At 69.1% G+C, this 21,596-nt stretch carries 19 protein-coding genes and 1 tRNA gene; 14 read left to right on the top strand and 6 right to left on the bottom strand.

Translation table 11 applies throughout. The features are described from left to right. Positions 1–50 precede the first annotated feature (50 nt). Genes crcB through Q0R13_RS21835 form a run of 3 tightly spaced genes read left to right on the top strand, consistent with a single transcriptional unit; the run spans position 51 to position 2,901 of the window. Entirely contained in the window at positions 51–434 is a 384-nt protein-coding gene (gene crcB, locus Q0R13_RS21845) for a fluoride efflux transporter CrcB (protein WP_293907959.1), read from the top strand. After that, positions 431–1,408, top strand: coding sequence for an RluA family pseudouridine synthase (locus tag Q0R13_RS21840; RefSeq protein WP_293908051.1), 978 nt, complete (start codon positions 431–433; stop codon positions 1,406–1,408). Before crcB ends, Q0R13_RS21840 begins: the two co-directional genes overlap by 4 nt. Further along, complete coding sequence (locus Q0R13_RS21835; protein WP_293907957.1) at positions 1,405–2,901, top strand: putative 2OG-Fe(II) oxygenase; 1,497 nt, start codon at positions 1,405–1,407, stop codon at positions 2,899–2,901. The genes Q0R13_RS21840 and Q0R13_RS21835 overlap by 4 nt, the downstream gene beginning before the upstream one ends. Here Q0R13_RS21835 and Q0R13_RS21830 read toward each other — a convergent pair whose 3' ends face one another. Both Q0R13_RS21830 and Q0R13_RS21825 read right to left on the bottom strand, forming a co-directional pair. After that, positions 2,902–4,104 (bottom strand): DUF1501 domain-containing protein, encoded by a 1,203-nt coding sequence (locus Q0R13_RS21830; RefSeq protein ID WP_293907954.1) that lies wholly within the window; start codon positions 4,102–4,104, stop codon positions 2,902–2,904. Further along, positions 4,101–5,597, bottom strand: a complete 1,497-nt coding sequence (locus Q0R13_RS21825; protein ID WP_293907952.1) for a DUF1800 family protein — start codon at positions 5,595–5,597, stop codon at positions 4,101–4,103. Before Q0R13_RS21825 ends, Q0R13_RS21830 begins: the two co-directional genes overlap by 4 nt. A 75-nt stretch (positions 5,598–5,672) precedes the next feature. On the opposite strand from Q0R13_RS21825, the gene Q0R13_RS21820 reads away from it, so the two are divergent. Beyond that, positions 5,673–6,410, top strand: coding sequence for an ATP12 family protein (locus tag Q0R13_RS21820; RefSeq protein ID WP_366853426.1), 738 nt, complete (start codon positions 5,673–5,675; stop codon positions 6,408–6,410). Positions 6,411–6,562: 152 nt separating this feature from the next. On the opposite strand, the gene Q0R13_RS21815 is transcribed toward Q0R13_RS21820, so the two are convergent. Further along, the gene (locus tag Q0R13_RS21815; RefSeq protein WP_293907950.1) at positions 6,563–6,865 is read right to left on the bottom strand and encodes a putative quinol monooxygenase; all 303 of its coding nucleotides are present in this window, start codon (positions 6,863–6,865) and stop codon (positions 6,563–6,565) included. Between the two features lie 92 nt (positions 6,866–6,957). On the opposite strand from Q0R13_RS21815, the gene Q0R13_RS21810 reads away from it, so the two are divergent. Further along, on the top strand, positions 6,958–8,490 hold the full coding sequence (locus tag Q0R13_RS21810) for an acyl-CoA carboxylase subunit beta (RefSeq protein WP_293907948.1): 1,533 nt from the start codon (positions 6,958–6,960) through the stop codon (positions 8,488–8,490). Between the two features lie 86 nt (positions 8,491–8,576). After that, the gene (locus Q0R13_RS21805; protein WP_293907946.1) at positions 8,577–9,485 is read left to right on the top strand and encodes a BON domain-containing protein; all 909 of its coding nucleotides are present in this window, start codon (positions 8,577–8,579) and stop codon (positions 9,483–9,485) included. A 235-nt stretch (positions 9,486–9,720) separates the two neighbouring features. Here the strand turns inward: Q0R13_RS21805 and msrB are convergent, their stop codons facing one another. Continuing rightward, entirely contained in the window at positions 9,721–10,209 is a 489-nt protein-coding gene (gene msrB, locus Q0R13_RS21800; protein WP_293907944.1) for a peptide-methionine (R)-S-oxide reductase MsrB, read from the bottom strand. Positions 10,210–10,325: 116 nt separating this feature from the next. On the opposite strand from msrB, the gene Q0R13_RS21795 reads away from it, so the two are divergent. Next, entirely contained in the window at positions 10,326–12,299 is a 1,974-nt protein-coding gene (locus Q0R13_RS21795; RefSeq protein WP_293907942.1) for an acetyl/propionyl/methylcrotonyl-CoA carboxylase subunit alpha, read from the top strand. A gap of 601 nt (positions 12,300–12,900) precedes the next feature. Here the strand turns inward: Q0R13_RS21795 and lipB are convergent. Then, on the bottom strand, positions 12,901–13,656 hold the full coding sequence (gene lipB / locus Q0R13_RS21790; RefSeq protein ID WP_293907940.1) for a lipoyl(octanoyl) transferase LipB: 756 nt from the start codon (positions 13,654–13,656) through the stop codon (positions 12,901–12,903). A gap of 81 nt (positions 13,657–13,737) precedes the next feature. On the opposite strand from lipB, the gene Q0R13_RS21785 reads away from it, so the two are divergent. The 7 genes from Q0R13_RS21785 (at position 13,738) to Q0R13_RS21760 (ending at position 18,404) form a co-directional block, all read left to right on the top strand. Further along, on the top strand, positions 13,738–13,989 hold the full coding sequence (locus Q0R13_RS21785) for a FliM/FliN family flagellar motor switch protein (RefSeq protein WP_293907938.1): 252 nt from the start codon (positions 13,738–13,740) through the stop codon (positions 13,987–13,989). Positions 13,990–14,042: 53 nt separating this feature from the next. Then, a tRNA-Leu gene (locus Q0R13_RS21780) sits at positions 14,043–14,127 on the top strand. Positions 14,128–14,233: 106 nt separating this feature from the next. Continuing rightward, a complete protein-coding gene (locus Q0R13_RS22685) occupies positions 14,234–14,482 on the top strand; it encodes a GIY-YIG nuclease family protein (RefSeq protein ID WP_366853440.1) in 249 nt (82 codons plus the stop codon). A gap of 140 nt (positions 14,483–14,622) precedes the next feature. Next, the gene (mgtE, locus tag Q0R13_RS21775; protein ID WP_293907936.1) at positions 14,623–16,038 is read left to right on the top strand and encodes a magnesium transporter; all 1,416 of its coding nucleotides are present in this window, start codon (positions 14,623–14,625) and stop codon (positions 16,036–16,038) included. A gap of 70 nt (positions 16,039–16,108) precedes the next feature. After that, positions 16,109–17,374, top strand: a complete 1,266-nt coding sequence (locus Q0R13_RS21770) for a glycoside hydrolase family protein (RefSeq protein ID WP_293907934.1) — start codon at positions 16,109–16,111, stop codon at positions 17,372–17,374. Positions 17,375–17,500: 126 nt separating this feature from the next. Then, positions 17,501–17,977, top strand: a complete 477-nt coding sequence (locus Q0R13_RS21765) for a glutathione peroxidase (RefSeq protein WP_293907932.1) — start codon at positions 17,501–17,503, stop codon at positions 17,975–17,977. Between the two features lie 34 nt (positions 17,978–18,011). After that, positions 18,012–18,404, top strand: a complete 393-nt coding sequence (locus Q0R13_RS21760; protein ID WP_293907930.1) for a globin — start codon at positions 18,012–18,014, stop codon at positions 18,402–18,404. A gap of 67 nt (positions 18,405–18,471) precedes the next feature. Here the strand turns inward: Q0R13_RS21760 and Q0R13_RS21755 are convergent, their stop codons facing one another. Further along, complete coding sequence (locus Q0R13_RS21755; RefSeq protein ID WP_293907928.1) at positions 18,472–21,084, bottom strand: TonB-dependent receptor; 2,613 nt, start codon at positions 21,082–21,084, stop codon at positions 18,472–18,474. Positions 21,085–21,596: the final 512 nt, after the last annotated feature.

Here is a 21,596-nt window from a genome sequence, read left to right as displayed (position 1 = left end):
ACATGCGCTGACGTTGGCAAAGGAAGTCTTGCCGTCGCATAAGACGCGCGATGCAGAATCTCCTTTTCGTGGCGATGGGCGGGGCGACGGGCGCGGTCCTGCGCTATCTGCTCGGCGCCCAGGCGATGCGCGCGCTCGGGACCGGCTGGCCCTATGGGACCCTGGCGGCGAACGTCATCGGCGGCCTGCTGATGGGGGTGCTGGCCGGCGTACTGGCGTTCCGCGGCGGGGCGGACGAGGAGAGATGGCGCCTCCTGCTGGGCGTGGGCGTGCTGGGCGGCTTCACGACGTTTTCGTCCTATTCGCTGGAGGTCGTGCTGATGATCCAGCGCCGCGAATGGGCCTCGGCGGCCGCCTACAGCCTGGGATCGGTGGTGCTGTCGGTGACGGCGCTGTTCGCGGGGCTGTGGCTGATGCGCCGGTGGCTGGCGTGAGGGAGGTTCGCACCCTCTATGTCGACAAGGGCGAGGAGGGCGTGCGCCTGGACCGCTGGTTCAAGCGCCGCTGGCCGCACCTGAACCACATCCAGATCCAGAAGCTGACCCGTTCCGGCCAGATCCGCGTGGATGGCGCCCGGGCCAAGCCGGACACCCGCCTGACGGCGGGGGCCCAGGTGCGGGTGCCGCCGCTGCCGGAGGCGCCGCCGGCCCGGGAGAAGGGCGAGATCGACCCGCGCGAGGCGGCCTTCGCGAAGTCGCTGGTGATCTATGAGGACGAGGAGGTCCTGGCGATGAACAAGCCGTCGGGCCTGGCGGTGCAGGGCGGCACCAAGACCCTGAAGCACGTCGACCGCCTGCTCTCGGCCTGGGGCGAGGGGCTGGAGAGGCCGCGGCTGGTGCACCGCCTGGACCGCGACACCTCCGGCGTTCTGGTGCTGGGCAAGACCCCCGGCGCGGCCGCCAAGCTGGCGGGCGCCTTCGCCAGGCGGACGGCGCAAAAGATCTACTGGGCGATCGTCTTCGGTTTCCCCAAGCCGGGCGAGGGCCTGATCGAGCTGCCGCTGGCCAAGAAGGGGGTCGGCGACCGCGAGATGGTGGTCCCCACCGACCTGGACGATCCCCGCGCGGAGACCGCCGAGACGCAGTTCAAGACCATCGCCCGCGCCGGACCGCGCGCCGCCTGGATGGCGCTGTGGCCGCACACCGGGCGCACGCATCAGCTGCGGGCCCACATGCTGGCCATCGGCCACCCGATCCTGGGCGATCCGAAGTACAACACCGAGGCCTCCGTCAGCCTGTCCGAAGGCCTGAAGCTGCAGCTGCACGCGCGGCGGCTGGTCCTGCCGCATCCGTCGCGGGGCACGCTGGTCCTGGAGGCGCCCATCAGCCCGGAGCTCCGCGCGGGCTTCGAACGCTTCGGCTTCGACCAGCACGAGGCGGATCCCGAACCCTTCAAGAGGCGCCCTTGACCACCGACCCCTTAGACCGCGCCACGGCCCTGCTGGAAGCCGGCCGCCTGGACGAGGCGCTGGCGATCACCGCGCCGCTCGCGGAGACCGCGGAGCCGACCCACCATGCCCTGGCCGTGCATTCCACCGTGCTGAAGGCCCTGGGCCGGCGCGAACACGCCCTGGCGTTCGACCAGCGGGCGGTGATGCGCTTTCCCTCCAGCGCCGTCGGCTGGCACAATCTGGCCGCCACTCTGGGCGACATGGGCCGCAGCGCCGAGTCGGTGGCCGCCATGGAGCGCGGCATGGCGATGGGCCTGGACGGGGCGCTGAGCTGGGGCGTCATGGCCCGCGCGCGCACCGCCACCGGCGACCTGACCGGCGCCCAGCAGGCTTACGAGCAGGTCATGCGCCGCGCCGCCAACCGGGTCGAGACGGCGATCGAATACGCCGACCTGGTCTGGATGCGCGACGGCGATCTGGCGGCCGCCCAGGCCGTGCTGGACCGCTCCGCTCACGCCGGCGGGCCGCCCGCGCCGCTGCTGCTGGCCAAGGCCAAGCTGTTCGAGACCGCCGGCCAGGCCGACAAGGGCGCCGACCTGCTGGCCATGGCCGCCGAGCGCCTGCCCGACGAGCCGGCCGTGCTGATGGCCGCCGCCCAGGCGGCCCTGGAGCGCGATCGCCTGGACGAGGCCGAGCGCCTGGCGCTGGGGGCGGAGAAGCTGTTCCCGCGCGGCCCGACGGTGATGAACCAGCTGGCCATCGTCTACCTGGCGCAGGGCAAGGCGGACCTGGCGCTGGCCAAGGCCCGGGCCGGGCTGGAGATCTTGCCGCACGACCAATCGCTGCTGGGCTGGGCGGCGATGGCGGCGCGGGCGCTGGGCGACCCGCTTTATGGCCAGCTGTACGACTACGAGGCCATGGTCGGCGCCTACGACATCGCGACGCCCAACGGCTGGCCAACGCTCGAGGCCTACCTCGCGGACCTGGCCATCGCCCTGAACGGCCTGCACCGCTTCAGCGAGCACCCGGCGGCCCAGTCGCTGCGGCACGGCACCCAGACCACCTACCGCCTGACCGGCTCCGGCGACCGGGCGATCCGGGCCTTCTTCAAGGCCATCGAGCTTCCGATGCGCCAGCACCTGGCGGCCATGGGGCAGGGCGCCGATCCGCTACGCTCGCGAAACACCGGCGGCTATCGGGTGGAGGGCGCCTGGTCGGTGCGGCTGCGCCCGGGCGGCTTCCACAAGGATCACTTCCACGCCGAGGGTTGGCTGTCGTCGGCCTTCTATGTGGAGACGCCGGAGACCGCCCTGGACACCGCCGAGCGGCAGGGCTGGCTTCGCCTGGGCCAGCCGCCGTTCAAGACCCAGCCGCCGATGGCCGCCGAGCATTTCGTCCGGCCCAAGCCCGGCCGCCTGGTGCTGTTCCCGTCCTACATGTGGCACGGCACCGTACCGTTCGAGACCGACGAGAAACGCCTGACGATCGCCTTCGACGCGGTCCCGGTCTAGCTACACAACCCCCAACAGCGGCTTCACCGCGCCGCTGTCGGGGAACACCAGGGTGTCCAGGGCGCGGCGGTCGACGCCCATGTGGTCGATGAGCAGGCCCTTGGACAGGCCACGCATGTCCAGCGCCGGATAGACGTCGCGGTCCTCGAACAGGGCCTGGCGCCTGAGGGTCGGCCAGTCGCCGACGATGCCGCCGCTCTTGAGCCCGCCGCCCAGGATCAGCGCCGTAGACGCCGTGCCGTGGTCGGTGCCGCCGGTGCCGTTGGCGCGCGCGGTGCGGCCGAACTCGGTGACCGCGAGGACCACGGTGTTCTTCCACGCCGGCCCCAGGCCGGTGTGCAGGCCGTCGACCAGGGCGTCGAGGTTGGTCAGGCGCTGGCCCAGCAGGCCGGCCTGGTTGGCGTGGGTGTCGAAGCCGTCCAGCGATACCGCGGCCAGTTGCGGCCCGCCCGGCGCCTTCAGGAAGTCGGCCAGCGACAGGCCCATGGCGCGGGCCACGTCGCGGCCCTGGGCGGCGGCGGGGCGCAGGCCGGCCATGCCGCCGGCCGTCGCGTCGGCCCCGGTGGCCCTGGCCATGGTCTCGGTCTGCAGGCCCCGCGCCAGCGCCGGGCCCAGCAGGGCGTCGTCCTTGTAGAGGTCCTGCAGCAGGGTCGGCAGCCGCGCCTCGGCGTCCACCGAGCGGCCGGGCGACCAAGATCCGGCGGGGGCCGGGCCGCGCAGGATCAGCGGCGCGGTGGGGCCGACCGAGATCGCCTCGACCTTGCCGGCCGCCGACATCGCCTTGACCGTGCGGTTCAACCAGCCCGAGGTGGTGGCGTAGACGCCGGCCGCGCCGGTCTCCAGCACGTCCTGGGCCTCGAAATGTGAGCGGGCGCGGTCGGGGGTGGCGACGGCGGGCGCGATGCGCGCCTCGCCGGCCTGGGCCAGGGCGTGGACGCTGGTCAGCGCCGGGTTGAGGGCGAACGTCCCGTCCAACTTCAGGGCGTCGTCGCCCAGCGCCAGGCCGCCGCGCAGGTCGTGGTAGTCGCTGTCGCCGACCGGCGGGGCGACCGACAGGCCGTCCATCCCGCCGCGGCAGATTATCACCACGAACTTCCGGTTCGCCGGAACCGCCGCCGCGGACATCCGCGCCAGGAGGGTGACGGAGAGGCCGGCGAGGGCGCCGCGGCCGAAAACTCGGCGAGAGGGTGAGAGAGCGTTCATCGGCGCTGGAACTCCGGCGTCATCAGGAGAAGGGCCACGGCCTCGCCGCGCGACTCGGCGCGGCCGATGGCCAGGGCGGCGGCGGGCGACAGGCGGGCGCCCAGGGTGGCGTCGGCCAGCTGCATCGGGTCCTGCACGTTGGGTCCGACCGTGGCGGCGAGGGCCTGGGCGAACTGCATCCGCTTGACGATGGCGTCGGAGGCGGCCCAGGGCCCGGCCTCGTCCGGCCAGCCCTTGGGCGAGGGCGCGCTGAACGGGCGCTGGCCCAGGGCGTTCAGCGCCTGGTTCACCTGGCCCGGCCCGCGCGGGGTCTCGCCGACCGCGCGATAGCTGGAGACCACGAACTCGTAGGGGGTCTTGAACTTCACCGGCTGCGGCGACCAGGCCTCGGGCGCGTCGATCAGGGTCTCGGCCACCCGGCCCAGGTCGCCGCCGCTGGCCATCCAGGTCTTCTGCAGCCTGGCCACCAGGCCCGGCGGCGGGTCGTCGGCGACGAAATGCCGGGCGATCTTCGTGCAGACGAACTTGGCGGTGGCGGGCTTGCCGGCCAGGTCGGTGAGGATGGCGTTGGCCTGGCTCTTGTCGCCGGGGGCGTAGCGCACGCCCATGACGGTGCGCGCGCCAGGCTCGTGGGTGGTGTCGCGGAACACCACCTGGTCCTGCACGGGGTCGCGCGGACCGGAGATGGAGAGGCCGGTCAGCGCCCGGGCGAACTCGGTCACATCGGCCTGGCTGTAACCGCCGTCGATGCCGACCGTATGCAACTCCATGATCTCGCGGGCCAGGTTCTCGTTGAGGCCGGGCGTGCGGCGGGGCTGCGGATCGGCTACGCCCGGGCCGCCAAAGGCAGCACCGCGCCGGCCGTCGCCGCGCTTGAGATACTCCGCCGCCCGGCTGTTCGGGCCCACCGACTGCGCCTGGTCCAGGTAGAGCAGCATCGCCGGATGGGTCTCGGCCGCGCCCACCAGGTCGGCGAAGCGGCCGAACACGTTGGGGCGGATCGCCTCGTTCTCGAACGGCCCCACCAGGGTCGCCACCTGGACCTTGCTGGCCGAGACCGTGAAGTGGTTGGCCCAGAACAGCGCCCAGCGCTCGCGGAACCCGGCGTCGGTCGTCGTCGCCAGCTGGGTGCGGGCCATGACGTCGCCGGCCGCGTTCTGGCGGATGAACTGCTGGGCCATCTTCACCGGGTCGGCGGCGTCGGCCGTCTCCCCCGCCTTGGCCTGGCCGTCCCTGCCCTTGCCCTCGCCGCCCTTGCCCTCGCCGTCGCGCTTGGCCATTTCGCGCTGCCGGCGATAGTCGCGGAACTCGGCCAGCCGCTGGGTCGAGGTCTCGCCGCCGGTGGCGAAGGTGTCGGCGCCCTCGCGCCGGATCTGCGCCCTGAGGGAACCGCGGGGGTCCTTCGACGCCGCGGCAATCTCGCCGGCCTTGGCGCCCAGCCCGAAGCGGGTGACCGCGATGGCGCCGTCCAGCTCTCTTTGGCTCGCGACCACGCCTTGCTCCCTTGCGGATACGCCGATTTATCCCCATTCCACGGCGGAGTCGGCGGGTTCCGTCGGGAGGACAGGTTGGACTTGCGCAAGGGCTTCCACGAACCGACCGAAAAGCCGCGGCGGTTCTACAAGCAGGTGAGCGTCACCGAGGCGGACGGCGGCTTCGGCATCCTGCTGGACGGCCGCACCCTGCGCACGCCCAAGGGCCACGCCCTGGTGCTGCCCACCCGCGCTGTGGCCGAACAGATCGCCGCCGAGTGGGACGCCCAGGTCGCGGTGATCGAGATGGCGAGCATGCACGCCACGCGCCTGGCCAACACCGCCATCGAGACCATCGGCGCCAGCCGCGACGGCGTCGCCGACCAGATCGTGGAGTACGCCGGCGCCGACCTCGTCTGCTACTTCGCCGAGACGCCTGCAGTGCTGCGGGCTCGCCAGGAAGCCGCCTGGGAGCCGCTGCTGGCCCGCGCGGAAACCGAGCTGGGCCTGCGCTTCGAGCGCTGCGCCGGCATTCTCCACCGCGACCAGCCGGCTGGGACCCTGGCCAAGGTCCGCGAGATCGCCCTGTCCCACGACGACTTCGGCCTGGCGGGCCTGGCCTTCGGCGTGCCGCTGTTCGGCTCCGCGGTCCTGGCCATCGCGGTCCGCCGGGGCTGGCTGGCCGGGGCGGCGGCCTTCGACCTCTCCCGCATCGACGAGGCGTTCCAGGAAGAACAATGGGGCATTGACGCCGAGGCCGCCGAGCGCACCGGTCGCCTGCGCGGGGAGGCACGGATGCTGGAGCGGTGGTTTGCCGGACTGAGGAGGACCTAAGTCCCTCTGCTTCCCCCGCTTGCGGGGGAAAGCGGCGCGAGGCCCCATAGGGGCGAGTCGCCGACGGGGGAGCGCTTTCGGATTTCCCCCATTGTCGCCCGCCCTTCGGGCCTTGGCGACATTTCCCCCCGCAGGCGGGGGAAGACTGGAGATCAACCGTCGTGCTTCCGTTCAGCCACCGGGAGGATGCGTACACGCGTGCCGGACGCCGCCAGCTCTCGCGCGACCTTCATGTAGGCCAGCGACTCCGGCACGGCGAAATGCACATCCAACGCAGCCCGATCCTCCCACTCCTCGTAGAAGAACAGCCGCATCGGGTCCTCGCAGTCGATGTGGACGCTGTGGCTCAGGCAACCGGGCTCCAGGCGCGAGCGTCGCACATGCTCCAGCGCCGCCTCCAGCAGGGCTTCGAAGGTCTCCGGCCTGGCCGTCACCGACCCCGTCACCACCAGCATGCGTCTGTCTCCCCCGCCTCACCCGGCGTGACCTTGCCTAGGCCGCACGGCGCGACTACGCCTTGGCCTCTGTGACGTGAAGGGCGGGCCGCGTGAAGCATATCCTGGCAGAACTCGAGAAGCGGCGCGAAGAGGCGCGGATGGGCGGTGGCGAACGCCGCATCGCCGCCCAGCACGCCAAGGGCAAGCTGACCGCCCGCGAACGCGTCGACCTGCTGCTGGACGAGGGCTCGTTCGAGGAGTTCGACATGTTCGTCGAGCATCGGGTTGTCGAGTTCGGCATGGCCGAGCAGCGCATCCCCGGCGATGGCGTGATTACCGGCTGGGGCCGGATCAACGGCCGGGTGGTGTTCGTCTTCTCCAAGGATTTCACGGTGTTCGGCGGCTCGCTTTCCAGCGCCCATGCCGAGAAGATCCTCAAGGTCCAGCGCCAGGCGATGAAGGTCGGCGCGCCGGTGATCGGCCTGTTCGATGCCGGCGGGGCGCGGATTCAGGAGGGCGTGGCCGCGCTGGCCGGCTATGCCGACATTTTCCTGGAGAACACCCTGGCCAGCGGCGTCATCCCGCAGATCAGCGTCATCATGGGCCCCTGCGCCGGCGGCGACGTCTATTCCCCGGCCATCACCGACTTCATCTTCATGGTGAAGGACACTTCATACATGTATGTGACCGGCCCCGATGTGGTGAAAACAGTCACCCATGAGGACGTCAGTCACGAGGACCTGGGCGGCTACCGCGTCCATGCGCTGAAGTCGGGTGTCGCCGACGGCGCCTTCGAGAACGACCTGGAAGCCCTGACCCAGGTCCGCCGCCTGGTCGACTTCCTGCCGCTCAGCAACCGCGAGAAGCCCCCGGTCCGCGAGAGCTTCGACGCGCCGGCGCGCCAGGAGATGAGCCTGGACACCCTGGTCCCGGCCAACCCCAACAAGCCTTACGACATGAAGGAGCTGATCCTGAAGGTGGTGGACGAGGCCGACTTCTTCGAGATCAGCCCGGACTTCGCCAAGAACATCGTCGTCGGCTTCGCCCGCATAGACGGCCAGCCGGTGGGCATCGTCGCCAACCAGCCGCAGACCCTGGCCGGGGTGCTGGACATCGATAGCAGCTGCAAGGGCGCGCGGTTCGTCCGCTTCTGCGACTGCTTCGAGATCCCGATCCTGACCTTCGTGGACGTCCCTGGCTTCATGCCGGGCACCAAACAGGAGCAGGGCGGCCTGATCCGCCATGGCGCCAAGCTGCTGTTCGCCTTCGCCGAGGCCACGGTCCCGAAGATCACGGTGATCACCCGCAAGGCCTATGGCGGCGCCTATGACGTGATGAGCTCCAAGCACATCCGCGGCGACATCAACTACGCCTGGCCGTCGGCCGAGATCGCGGTCATGGGCTCGAAGGGCGCCGTGGAGATCATCTTCCGCGCCGAGATCGGCGACCCCGAGGCCATCGCGGCCCGCGAGGCCGAGTACAAGGCCCGCTTCGCCAACCCGTTCGTGGCCGCGTCGCGCGGCTATATCGATGACGTGATCATGCCGCACTCGACCCGCAAACGGATCGTCAACGCGCTGCGGAACCTCAAGGGCAAGACCCTGACGAACCCCTGGAAGAAGCACGACAACATTCCGCTGTAGGTCTTCGGAACAACCCTCGTCGGCCCTTCGTTCTGCTCGCAAGGCGGGTTCGTCCCGCCCGCAGAACAGAACCAAGGAGAACGAGCATGTCCGGTCGGTGGAGCGACGAGCGCGAGTGGCAGGCGCGGGGCCATGGGCGCGGGCCGGGCGACCGGTGGCCGGGCGGCGAGGACCGATCCTTCGAGCGCGCCGACCGGGTGTTCGGCGAGCGGGACAGCGGCGTGGGCTACAACCGGCCGCGCGGCGAGGCCACGATTGGCAGCCGCGGAACCGCGGACTGGCAGGACCGTCATTACCAGGGCGTCTCGCCGGCCATGCGCCAGCACGACAACGAGACCGGCTATCGCGCCAACCCCCGCTTCCCGCGCGAGGACGAGCGATACGGCGGCGGCTATGGCGAGGGCCACCGGTTCGGGTCGCGCGAGGCTGACGAGCGCTGGGCGCGCGAGATGCGGCGTCCGGCCGCCGGCGGAACCGGCGGCGATGGCTATGATCGCGGCTACGGCGACGCGGGTCGGGCCGAGGGCCACGAGCCGTTCGAGGACCGGGCCCGCGAGGCCGGCGAGTTCGTCCGCCGCACCGGCCAGCGGGTGTCCAACTGGTTCAGCAATGTCGCCAGCGAGGACGGCGACACGCAGCGACATGAGGGGCACCGCGGCGCGCGCGGTCTGGGGCCGAAGGGCTACGAGCGTTCCGACGAGCGGATCAGCGACGACGCCCACCAGCGCCTCACCGACGACCACCATCTGGACGCCCGCGACATCGAGGTCGCGGTCTCGGGCGGCGAGGTGACGCTGTCAGGCCTGGTGGAAAACCGTCACGCCAAGCACCACGCCGAACACATCGTCGAGGACGTCTCCGGCGTCCGCCACGTACAGAACAACCTGCGGATCAAGGCCGCGGGTTCCGCCTATGGCGCCCAGGCCCGCACAGAGGGCGATGCGGCGATGGAGACCAGCGCCAACGCCACCCACACGACGACACGGAGGAGCTGACTGCCATTCCTCCCCCGTTGGGGGAGATGGCGCAATCCACCCCTTTGGGGGTAACTCGCGAAGCGAGGGAGGCGCCGGGTCGCAAAGCGACCCGGCGGGCGCCGGAGGGGGTCCTCCCGGACGGCGCCGCTGCACACTCTCCGCATCATAGAGGGTGCGGCGGAGAGGTCTGAGCGTACCCCCTCAGTCGGCATTCGCCGACAGCTCCCCCAACGGGGGAGCAACCTTGGATGGTCTACGCCACCGTCAGGTGGGCGTTGTCGCCGCGTTTGAGGGGATCGCGCAGCGGCTGCCCGGCGGCGACGAACTCCAGCGACACCGAGTTGATGCAGTAGCGCAGCCGGGTGGGCGGCGGGCCGTCGGGGAAGACGTGGCCCTGGTGGCTGCCGCAGCGGGCGCAGAGGGTCTCGATGCGGACCATGCCGTAGGAGACGTCGCGCACCGCCGTGACGTGGGCCTCGTCGATCGGCGCCCAGAACGAGGGCCAGCCGGTGCCGCTCTCGAACTTGGTCTTGTGCAGGAACAGCGGCAGGGCGCACAGGCGGCAGCAGTAGACGCCGGTGTCCTTCTGATCCAGCAGGCCGCCGCAGAACGGCGCCTCGGTGCCGTGATGCAACAGGACATCGGCCTCCGCCCGACTGAGGCTGGCCCCCAGGGCCTTGCGTTCCTCAGCGTTAGGGGGCGAGAGGGAAAAACCCGAGGGGGAGACTTCTGGCGTGCTCATGGACGCCAATCTAAGGTCCCGCCCGGCGCGGCGAAAGATGGGAGGCCATGCGGAATGAACATCTTTGATGGCCGCCGGTCCGGCGCCGTGTGGCAGCTGGCCCAATAGGACCCGGAATGTTCTCGAAGATCCTGATCGCCAACCGGGGCGAAATCGCCGTCCGGATCATCAAGACCTGCCGCCGGATGGGCATCAAGACCGTGGTGGTCTACTCGGAAGCCGACGCCGACTCGATGGCGGTCGAGGTGGCCGACGAGAGCGTCTTCATCGGCCCGCCGCCCGCCGCCCAGAGCTATCTGCTGGCCGACAAGATCGTCGAGGCCGTGCGCCTGACCGGCGCCGAGGCGGTCCACCCTGGGTTCGGCTTCCTGTCGGAGAGCGCGGCGTTCGCGCGGCGGCTGGCCGCCGAGGGCATCGTCTTCATCGGGCCCAACCCCCACGCCATCGAGGCGATGGGCGACAAGATCGAAAGCAAGAAGTTCGCCACCAAGGCCGGGATTTCGGTGGTGCCCGGCCACGTCGGGGAGATCGACGACACGGCGCACGCCATCAAGATCTCCGAGGAGGTCGGCTATCCGGTCATGCTGAAGGCCTCGGCCGGCGGCGGCGGCAAGGGCATCCGCATCGCCTGGAACCGCAAGGACGTCGAGGAGGGCTTCCCGGCCGTGAAGGCGGAAGCCAAGGCCAGCTTCGGCGACGACCGCATCTTCATCGAGAAGTTCATCGAGAGCCCGCGGCACATCGAGATCCAGGTGCTGGGCGACAAGCACGGCAACGTCGTCCACCTGTTCGAACGCGAATGCTCGATCCAGCGGCGCAACCAGAAAGTCATCGAGGAGGCGCCCAGCCCCCTGCTGGACGACAAGACCCGCAAGGCGATGGGCGACCAGGCGATCGCGCTCGCCAGGGCCGTCCAGTACGACAGCGCCGGCACCGTGGAGTTCGTGGCCGGCCAGGACCGCAGCTTCTTCTTCCTGGAGATGAACACCCGCCTGCAGGTTGAGCATCCGGTGACGGAACTGATCACCGGGATCGACCTGGTGGAGCAGATGATCCGCTCGGCCTATGGCGAGAAGCTGCCGTTCGGCCAGAAGGATCTGAAGATCAACGGCTGGGCGATGGAGAGCCGGATCTACGCCGAGGACCCCTACCGCGGCTTCCTGCCCTCGATCGGCCGCCTCGTGCGCTATGCGCCGCCCGCCGAGGGCGAGGCCGACGGCGTGATCGTGCGCAACGACGCCGGCGTCCGCGAGGGTGATGAGATCTCGATGTTCTACGACCCGATGATCTCCAAGCTGTCGACCTGGGGCAAGACTCGCGACATCGCCATCGACGCCATGGGCCGCGCGCTGGAGGACTTCCACATTGAGGGCCTGGGCCAGAACATCCCGTTCCTGGCCGCGGTGATGGACCAGAAGCTGTTCCGGTCGGGCAAGCTGTCGACAAATTACATCAAGGACCAGTTCCCCGACGGCTTCCAGGGCCTGCCGCCCACCGACCGGCAGCGCGACCTGATGAGCACCGTGGCGCTGGCCATGCACCGCACCCTGCTGGCCCGCGCCGCCCCGGACCAGCTGCGCACCGACTGGACCGTCATCTCCGGCCTGAAGACGCTGACCATGAGCGCCACGGCGGTGGACGGCGGCCTGACGATCCTGGCCGACGGCCGCAAGCTCAGGCTGGAGAATATCCGCTGGCGGCCCGGCCAGCCGGTGTTCCGCGGCGCCCTGGACGGGGTTGATTTCACCGTCGCGGTGAAGCCGGCGGCCGAGGGCTTCGTCATCCGCCACCGGGCCGCGACCCTGCGCGTCCTGGTGCTGTCGCCGCGCTCGGCCGAGCTGCACGAGAAGCTGCCGCCGAAGAAGGCCGCCGACACCTCCAAGGTCGTGCTGTCGCCGATGCCGGGGCTGGTGGTCTCCATCGATGTGACGACCGGCCAGGCGGTGAAGACCGGCGAGGTGGTGGCCGTGCTGGAGGCGATGAAGATGCAGAACATCCTGCGCGCCGAACGCGACGGCACCGTCAAGGCGATCAACGCCAAGTCGGGCGACAGCGTCGCGGCGGACGAGGTCCTGATCGAGTTCGCGTGACCTTGTCCTATCCCCCCGACCGCAGCTCGGAGTGGGGGAGGGAGAGGGTAGGGAGAGGGCTGGCTGGACCCATCGGGGCTTACGGAGGGTTCCGCGACGACCTGCGGCGGTGACGTAGATGGTCATGGCTGGACCACCCGGCGGATCCCCCTGCACGCGCCGACCCTCTCCCTACCCTTTCCCTCTCGCTTCGCGGCGACAGGATTCACACATCTCGCCAAAGCTTACCGTGAACCCTTCTCCCCTTGCGGGAGAAGGTGGCCGCCGCAGGTGGTCGGATGAGGGGTCGCGATCCGCCATCGGCGGCGGCGGGCGCCGCAGGCGGTTTCCATTTGAACCACGGACCCACACGGACCCACACGGACGGGTTCCGTGGGCGGCGACGCCCGGCCGCTTTTCCCAGTTCGCAGGTCTCTGACACCACCCGAACAGCCCGTCCGTGTGGGTCCGTGTGGGTCCGTGGTTGAAACGCGCGGCGCTGACCCGCCCCGGAAGCCGCGAGGCCGGCGCGGCCCCTCATCCGTCAGGCTTCGCCTGCCACCTTCTCCCGCAAGGGGCGAAGGACGATACCCTCGGCAGGCGCCGATCAAATCCACCGAGTTCAGCGATGTGTGAATGCCGTAGCCGCTTCGCGGGGGAGAGGAGAGGCCTCGTCCTCCACCGCACCGAACACCTCGGCGAAACTCGCTCGCAGCGCCGCGTCGGCCTCGTCCATCGTGACCGGCAGGCCCAGGTCGACCAGGCTGGTCACGCCATGCTCGGTGACTCCGCAGGGCACGATGCCGCTGAAGTGGGAGAGGTCGGGCTCGACGTTCAGCGAGATCCCGTGGAACGAGACCCAGCGGCGCAGCTTCACGCCGATGGCGGCGATCTTGTCCTCGGTGGGCGCCGCGCCCGGCGCGCGGCGCTCGACCCAGACGCCAACCCGGCCTTGGCGCAACTCGCCGCGCACATTGAAGCGGCCCAGCGCCCCGATCACCCAGGCCTCCAGGGCCGCGACGAAGGCGCGCACGTCACGCCCCCGCGCCGTCAGGTCCAGCATCACATAGGCCACCCGCTGGCCGGGCCCGTGATAGGTGAACTGGCCGCCGCGCCCGCTCTGGAACACCGGGAAGCGATCGGGGTCGATCAGGTCGCCCGGCTTGGCCGACACCCCGGCCGTATAGAGCGGCGGATGCTCCAGCAGCCAGACCAGTTCGCCCGCCCGGCCCTCGGCGATGGCGGCGGCGCGGGCCTCCATCGCAGCGACTGCGGCGGCGTAGGCCACGGGCTGGCGCGACACGGCCCAGCCGGCCGCCTGGGCGTCGGTGCGGCCGAACAGCGCTCCGGTCTCGGGGTTTAACGGGCGGTCAAACATGTGGATGCAAATGTGGGGCTCGGGCGTGCGACATGCAAAGCCCCCCAAGGCACTTTTGGGCGTACCCTCGGGGTTTCCTTCGTGAGCCAGGTCAAGGCCGTCAATGTTGAAATCCAGGTGGTGCTCGGGCGCGCCACCCTGCCCATGCAGCAACTGCTGCGCATGGGCCGCGGCGCCGTCATCCCGCTGGACACCACGGTGAACGAAGAGGTCTGGATCCTGGCCAACAACCACCCCGTCGCCCGCGGCGAAATCCAGATCAACGACGAGCGCATCGCCATCACCGTGACCCGCGAAGCCAATGTTTACGACTACATGGCCGGCGGGACCTGAGCCTACCCTTCCCAAAGCCGGCGGGGTTTGCTAACTGCCCCGCCTCACCACGCGCGGTCGTGGCGGAATTGGTAGACGCGCAGCGTTGAGGTCGCTGTGGGGCAACCCGTGGAAGTTCGAGTCTTCTCGACCGCACCATCCTGCTTCGCCCTTCGGGCTTCGCAGGACCAGGTTCAGAATATCGTGGCGAGGCAGGATGCCCTGCGAAGCCTTGGCGTAGCAGGGCGTTCGCCGGGAGACCCAACTGCACTACGTCTGCTTCCTTGAGAGCCTTGGGAGCCCGTCCAAGCGCTACGTTGGCGTCACGTCGGACCTCCAGGCTCGGCTGGTCGATCACAACGGCGGCAAATCTCCCCACACGTCGAAGTATTGGCCGTGGAAGGTTGTCACCTATGTCGCGTTTTCAGAGCGAACTCAGGCAGAGTCCTTCGAGACGTACCTGAAATCCGGTTCGGGCCACGCTTTCGCTCGCAAGCGGCTTTGGCCGATGTGATCCGAATCTCTCGTCGCTCGGGTTGAATCGGTCTCGAGGCGACGAATCGACTATCCTTGGTGAGAATCATGAGCGATTGGCGGTCGCCGATCTCTTCAGGATTGAGCAAAGCCGTCGGCACATAATCGAGGGAGGTCCGCATGAGCCGCGAAACGGACGACCTCACCGATGTGCTCGAAGTGGACGAAGACCTCGAAGACCTCGCCCTCGACGACGACTATGCGCTGAACCCGGAGTTCGTCTCCGACGTCGCCGACGCCCTGGACCGGGGCGACACCGAGCGGCTGCGCGAGCTGCTGAGCGCTCTGCATCCCGCCGATGTGGCCGACCTGATGGGCTTCCTGTCGGCCGGCGACCGCGAGGAGCTGATCCCCCACCTCGACCCGGAAACCCTGGCCGAGATTCTCTCCGAACTGGACAGCGAGATCCGCGAGGACGTGCTGGAGCACGTGCCCTCCGCGACGCTCGCCAAGGCCATCGGCGAGATGGATTCCGACGATGCCGCCGACGTCGTCGACGACCTGGAGGACGACAAGCGCGCCGAGGTCATGGCCGCCATGCCCGAGCAGGAGCGGGCGGCCATCGAGACCACCCTCGCCTATGGGGAGGAGACCGCCGGCCGGCTCATGCAGCGCGAGTTCGTCGCCGCGCCGCAGTTCTGGACCGTCGGCCAGGCCATCGACCACTTCCGCAAGGAAGCCGACGACCTGCCCGAGCTGTTCTTCGACATCTATGTGGTCGACCCCAGCTACAAGCCGGTCGGCGCCGTGCCGGTCAGCCAGCTCCTGCGGGTGGGCCGCCAGACTCCGCTGGCTCAGATCATGGAGCCGGTGAACGAGATCACCGTCGACCTGGACCAGGAAGAGGTCGCCTACATCTTCGACAAGTACCACCTGATCTCCGCCCCGGTGGTCGATCCCGGCGGGCGGCTGGTGGGCCAGATCACCGTCGACGACATCGTCGGCGTCATCCAGGACGAGAGCGAGGAAGACATCCTGGCCCTGGCCGGGGTGTCCGACGCCGGCCGCGACGCCGACATCGTCGGGATCATCCGCTCGCGCCTGCCGTGGCTGCTGATCAACCTGCTGACCGAGGCCCTGGCGGTGACGGTGATCGGCGCCTTCCAGGCCGAGATCGCCAAGCTGGTGGCGCTGGCCATCCTGATGCCCATCGTTTCGTCCTTGGGCGGCAACGCCGGCACCCAGGCGCTGACGGTGGCGGTGCGCGCCATCGCCAGCAAGGAGCTGAACGCCCACAACGCCATGCGCATCGTCGGCCGGGAGCTGACCGTCGGGCTGTTCAACGGCACGGCGGTGGGCCTGATGCTGGGGATCGGCACCTTCCTGTGGTGGCACGACATCCGGCTGTCGCTCTGCGTCGGGCTGGCGGTGGTGGCCAACCTGTTCGTGGCCGCGCTGGGCGGCATCGTCGCCCCCATCGTGCTGGACCGGCTGGGCCGGGACCCCGCGGTTTCATCATCCGTCGTTGTGACTTTCATGACCGACTTCTTCGGATTCCTTGCACTTTTGGGTATCGCTGCCCTCATCCTGCTGTAACTGGCGCTAGGTTTGCGCCGGGCCTGACCGGGCGTCTTTCGCCCGTGCCGTTTTGGGACAAATCGGGGCCATGCTGTCGCGCCACCGCGTTTCCCGGGTGGCCATCGAACTGATCGAACGGTTCGAGGGTCACCGCCGACACGCCGCCCAGCTGCCGGATGGCCGCTGGACGATCGGCTATGGGCATACGCTGACCGCCCGCGAAGGCGCCGAGGTCTGCCAGACCGACGCCGAGGCCCTGCTGGTCTACGACCTGATCGCCGTGCAGCACGCGATCAACGAGCAGACTTTCGCCCCGCTCAGCCAGAACCAGTTCGACGCGCTGTGCAGCTTCGCCTTCAACGTCGGCCTGGACAATTTCCGCCGCAGCCAGGTGCTCAAGCGCCTGAACGCCGGGGCCGCGGTGCAGGCGGCCTGCGCCATGGAGCTGTGGCGCAAGGCTGAGTTCGAGGGCGAGCGCATCGTGGTCGACGCCCTGGTGCGCCGCCGCGCGGCCGAGAAGGCGCTGTTCCTGACCCCCGACGACGGCGTCTGGGTGGCCGCGCCGTCACCGCTGCTGCGCCCGCTGATCGACCTGGACGCCCTGGACCTGGTGCCCATGCGCCGCCCGGTCGAGGTGCGCGCCTCCATGGAGGGCGATCGGGTCACGGCACGGCGCGAAGCCTTCCCTGACGACGAACCTCGGCCGGAGCGGGTTCCGGACCCCGTCCCGGCCGTGACCGCGGCGGCGGAGGCCGTGGCCGGGCGGCTCGAGTCGCTGTTCGCCGACCCCGGCGTGGAGCCAGAAGCCGCGCCGGAGCCGACGCCGGCGGAAATCGAGCCCGAGGCGTTCGCCCCGAACGTCGACCTGCGCCCGCCCGAGGACTGGCCCAGGGATTGGCCCGACCCGGAGCCGGATCCAGTGGCCGAGGTGGAACCTGAAGCCGAGCCCCAGCCAGTGCAGGCTGCGCCGGAACCGGCCGCTGTCGAACCCGCGACCCAGGCCGACGCCGGGCTGGAGATCCCCCAGGCCCCGATGCGCGAGCGGCAGGACGACCCGCCGGCGCCGCACGTCGAGGTGGAGATCGCGCCGTCCGAATTCATCCCCGCCCGCAATCGCCCGCCACCGGCCAGGCGCGAGGCCTCGGTGGCGTGGGACCTGGCGCTGGCGCTGTTTGGCCTGGCCTTCTTCGGCTTCGGCATCTTCTGGGGCCTGAACGCGCGCTCGGCGCCGGCCGGCGGCGTGCTGACCCCGATGATCGTCGCCTGGCTCGCGGGGCTGGCCGGCATCGGCTTCGTGGTGGTCGCCGTCTTCCACCTGCTGCAGCGCCTCGGCCGGGCCGCCGAGCAGGACTGAGACGGTCTGCCGATCAACGGCGGGTCGATCCCAGCCCTGCCACGCGACCTCCCCCGACGGTTCAGGTGATTCCACTTGAGCCAGAAAGGCTCTAGCGTGCAGCGGCCACATCCAGGGAGGTCTTCCATGTCCAGCGCCTACGACTTCGGGTTCGATTCCATCGACGGCCAGCCCCTGCCGCTGACCACCTTCGAGGACAAGGTCGTGCTGGTGGTGAACACCGCGTCCAAGTGCGGCCTGACCCCGCAGTACAACGGGCTGGAGCAGCTCTACTCGCAGTACAAGGACCAGGGCCTGGTGGTGCTGGGCGTGCCCTGCAACCAGTTCATGGGCCAGGAGCCGGGGACCGAGGCCGAGATCCAGACCTTCTGCAGCACCACCTTCGGCATCGATTTCCCGATGACCGCCAAGGTCGATGTGAAGGACGCCGGCGCGCACCCGTTCTACAAGTGGGCCGCCGCCGAGCTGGGCGAGCCGGCCGTCCCGGTCTGGAACTTCCACAAGATCCTGATCGGCAAGCACGGCGAGGCCCTGCAGGCCTTCGGCCCGCGCACCGAGCCCAACGACGCCGGCCTCGTCGCGGCGATCGAGGGCGCGCTTTAGGCTGCGGCCAGGAGCCGGGGAGCGCAGGTTCCAGTTGAGCGTCGAGCCGGTCGATCCGATTGCGCGGTCCCTGGAGCTGGTCGTCGAGCGCGCCGGCGATCCGGCCCCGCAGATCTATGCCCGGCTGTTCGCCGAGTTCCCGGAAACCGAGGCGCGCTTCTGCCGCGATGTCTCCGGCGCCATCCGCGCCGAGATGCTGACCATGGTCTTCGACTGCCTGATGGACCCCGGTGGGCCGTATCAGGCGAACCTGGTCCGGGCCGAGCGGGTCAACCACGACGGGTTCGGCACACCGAACGAGGTCTTCGACCGCTTCTTCTGGATCGTCCTGGAGACCTGCCGCGAGCTGTTGGGCGTCGACTGGACGCCCACGTTCGAGGCCGCCTGGACAGCTCGGATCGAGGGCGTCGAATACGCCACCCAATGACCCTTCACCCAACGAAAAGGGCGCCCCGCCTCGCGGCGGAGCGCCCCCTCGTTGGTCTGGCCGCTGGCTAGAAGCGGTATTGCAGTTCCACGCCGTAGGTGCGCGGCGGGTTCAGTTCGTAGGCCGAGCTCTGGCCGAACACGCCGGTCAGGGCGGCCTGGGTCGGGGTCGTGCCGGCGCGGCGGCTGGCGAGGGTGCCGTTCGCGTAGCCCTTGGTGTCGAAGATGTTCTTGGCGAAGGCGATCGCCGTGAACTTGTCGCCCTTGGCCTTGAAGGTCAGGCGCGCGTCGACCTGATCGAACGACGGGGCCTTGTAGTAGGACCGGTCGAAGATGCTGCCGTACTGCGGACCGCGCCAGATATAGGTGGCCGAGGCGGTCACGCTGCCCGGATCGAAGCGCCAGGTATAGTTGCCGTTCAGCGTCACCCGGTGCTTGGCCGAGTTCGGCAGGCTGTTGCCCTTCAGGTCCTGCAGGTACTGCGGCCCGCCGCAGAAGGCGTCCGCGACGGCCGTGGCGACCGTACGCCGGGCCCCCGTCGCCTGGGCGCAGGAGTCAGCCCCGTCCACCGCGAGACCCTTGCGGACCTCGGCGTCCAGATAGGAGTAGTTCGCCAGGATCTGCAGGTTGTCGATCGGCTGCCAGATCGTCTCGACCTCCAGGCCCATCGAACGGGCCTTGGGCACGTTGAACAGCACCGAGTTGGCCGTGCCGCCGGCCGTGGCCGAGGGTTGCGACAGCGGCACCTGGGCGTTCTTGTAATCGTAGTAGAAGATATCGCCGTCGATCTGCAGGTTGTGGTTGATCGTCGTCTTCAGGCCGAACTCGTAGGAGTTGAGCGTCTCCTTCTCGGTCCGCGGGTCCGCGCCGAGCGAGGTGTCGATGCCGATCCGGAAGCCGCCGGCCTTATAGCCGCGGCTGTACTTGGCATAGAACATGGTCTCTTCGGTCGGGTTGAACTGCAGGCCGGCCGTGCCGGTGACCGCCTTCCACTTGTCATCGTAGAAGCGGGTCTTGAAGCCGGTCGCCGAATTGTACACCGTCGAGACGACGCCCTTGCCGCCGGCCAGCCCGATCACCGGCGTGACGTCGATCGGCAGGGTGGCGTTCAGCGTGCCCGGGGCGAAGATGATCCGGGTGCTTTCGAAGCCGTGCTTGTGGTCCTCGCCGTAGCGGATGCCCAGGGTGGTCTTCCACTTCGGCATGAACGCCCAGTCGATCTGCCCGAAGATTGCCTTCGACAGCAGGTTCAGGTGCGGGCGGTCGTCGTAGATGTGGCGCAGCGGATCGCTGGGCGCGGCGCCGCCGGTGGCGGCGTTGACCACGAAGCCGCCGAGGCGGGCTTCGTTCTCCAGCATGGTGAAGACCGGCTGGCTGTAGGTTTCGTGATAGAGGTAGGCGCCGACCAGGTATTGGAACGGCGCGTCGCCGGTCGAGACGATGTTGATCTCGTGGCTATACCACTGTTCCTTCTCCTGGTAGTCGAAGGCGTACTTGCTGGGATAGTTGATCGGCGCGGTCGTGCCGGCCAGGCACGCCGGACGGGCCGCGGCCGACAGGGTATAGCAGGTCGAGTACGACGTGACCCCGGTGCCGTCCTGATCGCCGGTCAGGAAGTAGTGATACTTGGTCCCGCCGGTGATGTATTTCACGTCGAAACCGTGCGCGTGATAGACGAGGTTGGCGGCCACCACGATGGTGTTGGACAGGTGCACCGTCCCGGGGGTGTCGACGCAGATCTTGCGTTCGTCGAGCGAGCCGGGGTTGACCCCGCTACAACCGTTGTTGACCACGTTGGTCGCCAGGCCGCTGTAGGCGAAGCCCGCGTTGGGGACCAGGTTGTTGCTCTGCGACTGCTGGGCCAGGTTGTACGGCGCGGGCGAATAGCTGGAGCGCGAGCCCGGTCCGCCGCCGCCGTTGTCCCAATGGATCAGGCTGACTTTGAGGAACGCTTCGATGTGCTCGCCGAACTGGCCGGCCAACTGACCCTCGAGGAAGGTCTGGTCGATGATGCCGCCTTCGTCGGGCCCGCCTTTGGCGTTGATGTTCTTGAACCAGCCGTCGGTCTGCTTCTCCCAGTTGCCGGCGAGGCGGAATTGCAGCCAGTTGGTGATCGGCCCGGAGACCGCGGCCTCGAGCAGGCGGCGATCGTAGTTGGCGTAGGTGCCGCGGACCTCGGCGTAGAACTGCTCGGTCGGCTTGCGGGAGACCACGTTGATCGCGCCGCCGATGGAGTTGCGGCCGTACAGCGTGCCCTGTGGGCCGCGCAGCACCTCAAGCCGGTCGATGAAGATCGGCGTCTCGCCGGCCTGGACCGTCGAGGTGGTGTAGATGCCGTCGGAGTACACGGCCACCGAGCTGTCGGCGGCGTGGGAGTTGTTCAGGCGTCCGACACCGCGCAGCGAAATGCGGTCGGTCTGCGTGGAGTACTGCAGGCCCGGCGTGAAGTTGGTCATGTCCTGGACGGTGTTGATCCCGACCAGGTCCCGCTTCTCCGAGGTGAAGGCCGAGACGGCCACCGGCACGTCCTGCAGGCTCTGTTCCCGCTTTTCGGCGGTGACCACGAGCTCTTCGATGGTGTTGTTCGACGCCGCCGCGCTGGCCGCGGCATGGGCGGAAGATGCGCTGATTGCGGCGGCCAGCACGGCGCTGGTCGCCAAAAGGCTATGTTTGAACTTCATGTAACTGCCTCCCCGCAGTCTCTTTTTGGTGAGCGCTATTGGCTGCGCTTCGAAAGGGGAAGCTGAAGCAGACGCGGCAAGCCGTCAACGCAAATGACGAACAACGCTCCGCCAGCGGCAGAATATATCTGGCTACCGCGACGTCACGTCACAGGTGTCAAAAACCAACGTTCAACAAGTAAAGCGTGTGAATTCATCGGACAGACACAACTCAAACTTGTATGCGCCGTTTGCGATCCGTAAGCCGGAGCGGTCGCCGGGCAATTCGCCCGACGTCCCTTGTTGCCGGCACGAGAATTCCCGGTCCGATCTGCTGCTGTCTTCGCTGCAACGTGTTTACAGGACAGGAGATGCTCTGTTACATCGGCCGGCTGGCACAAACGTGAAGCCGGCGGAGAAGTCAACGAGCGACGCGGCGCGTCGAATCGCAATCGGGTTGATCGAGACGGTTTTTGAAGTCGGCGAACTCGACCCCTTCCCGTTCGTCAATCGCCGTGGCGATTCCATTGAGG

Source organism: Phenylobacterium sp., from assembly GCF_025351295.1.
GTDB lineage: Bacteria > Pseudomonadota > Alphaproteobacteria > Caulobacterales > Caulobacteraceae > Phenylobacterium.
The sequence above is the reverse complement of the archived record's forward strand: the minus strand, read 5'-3'. Positions and strand labels throughout refer to the sequence as shown.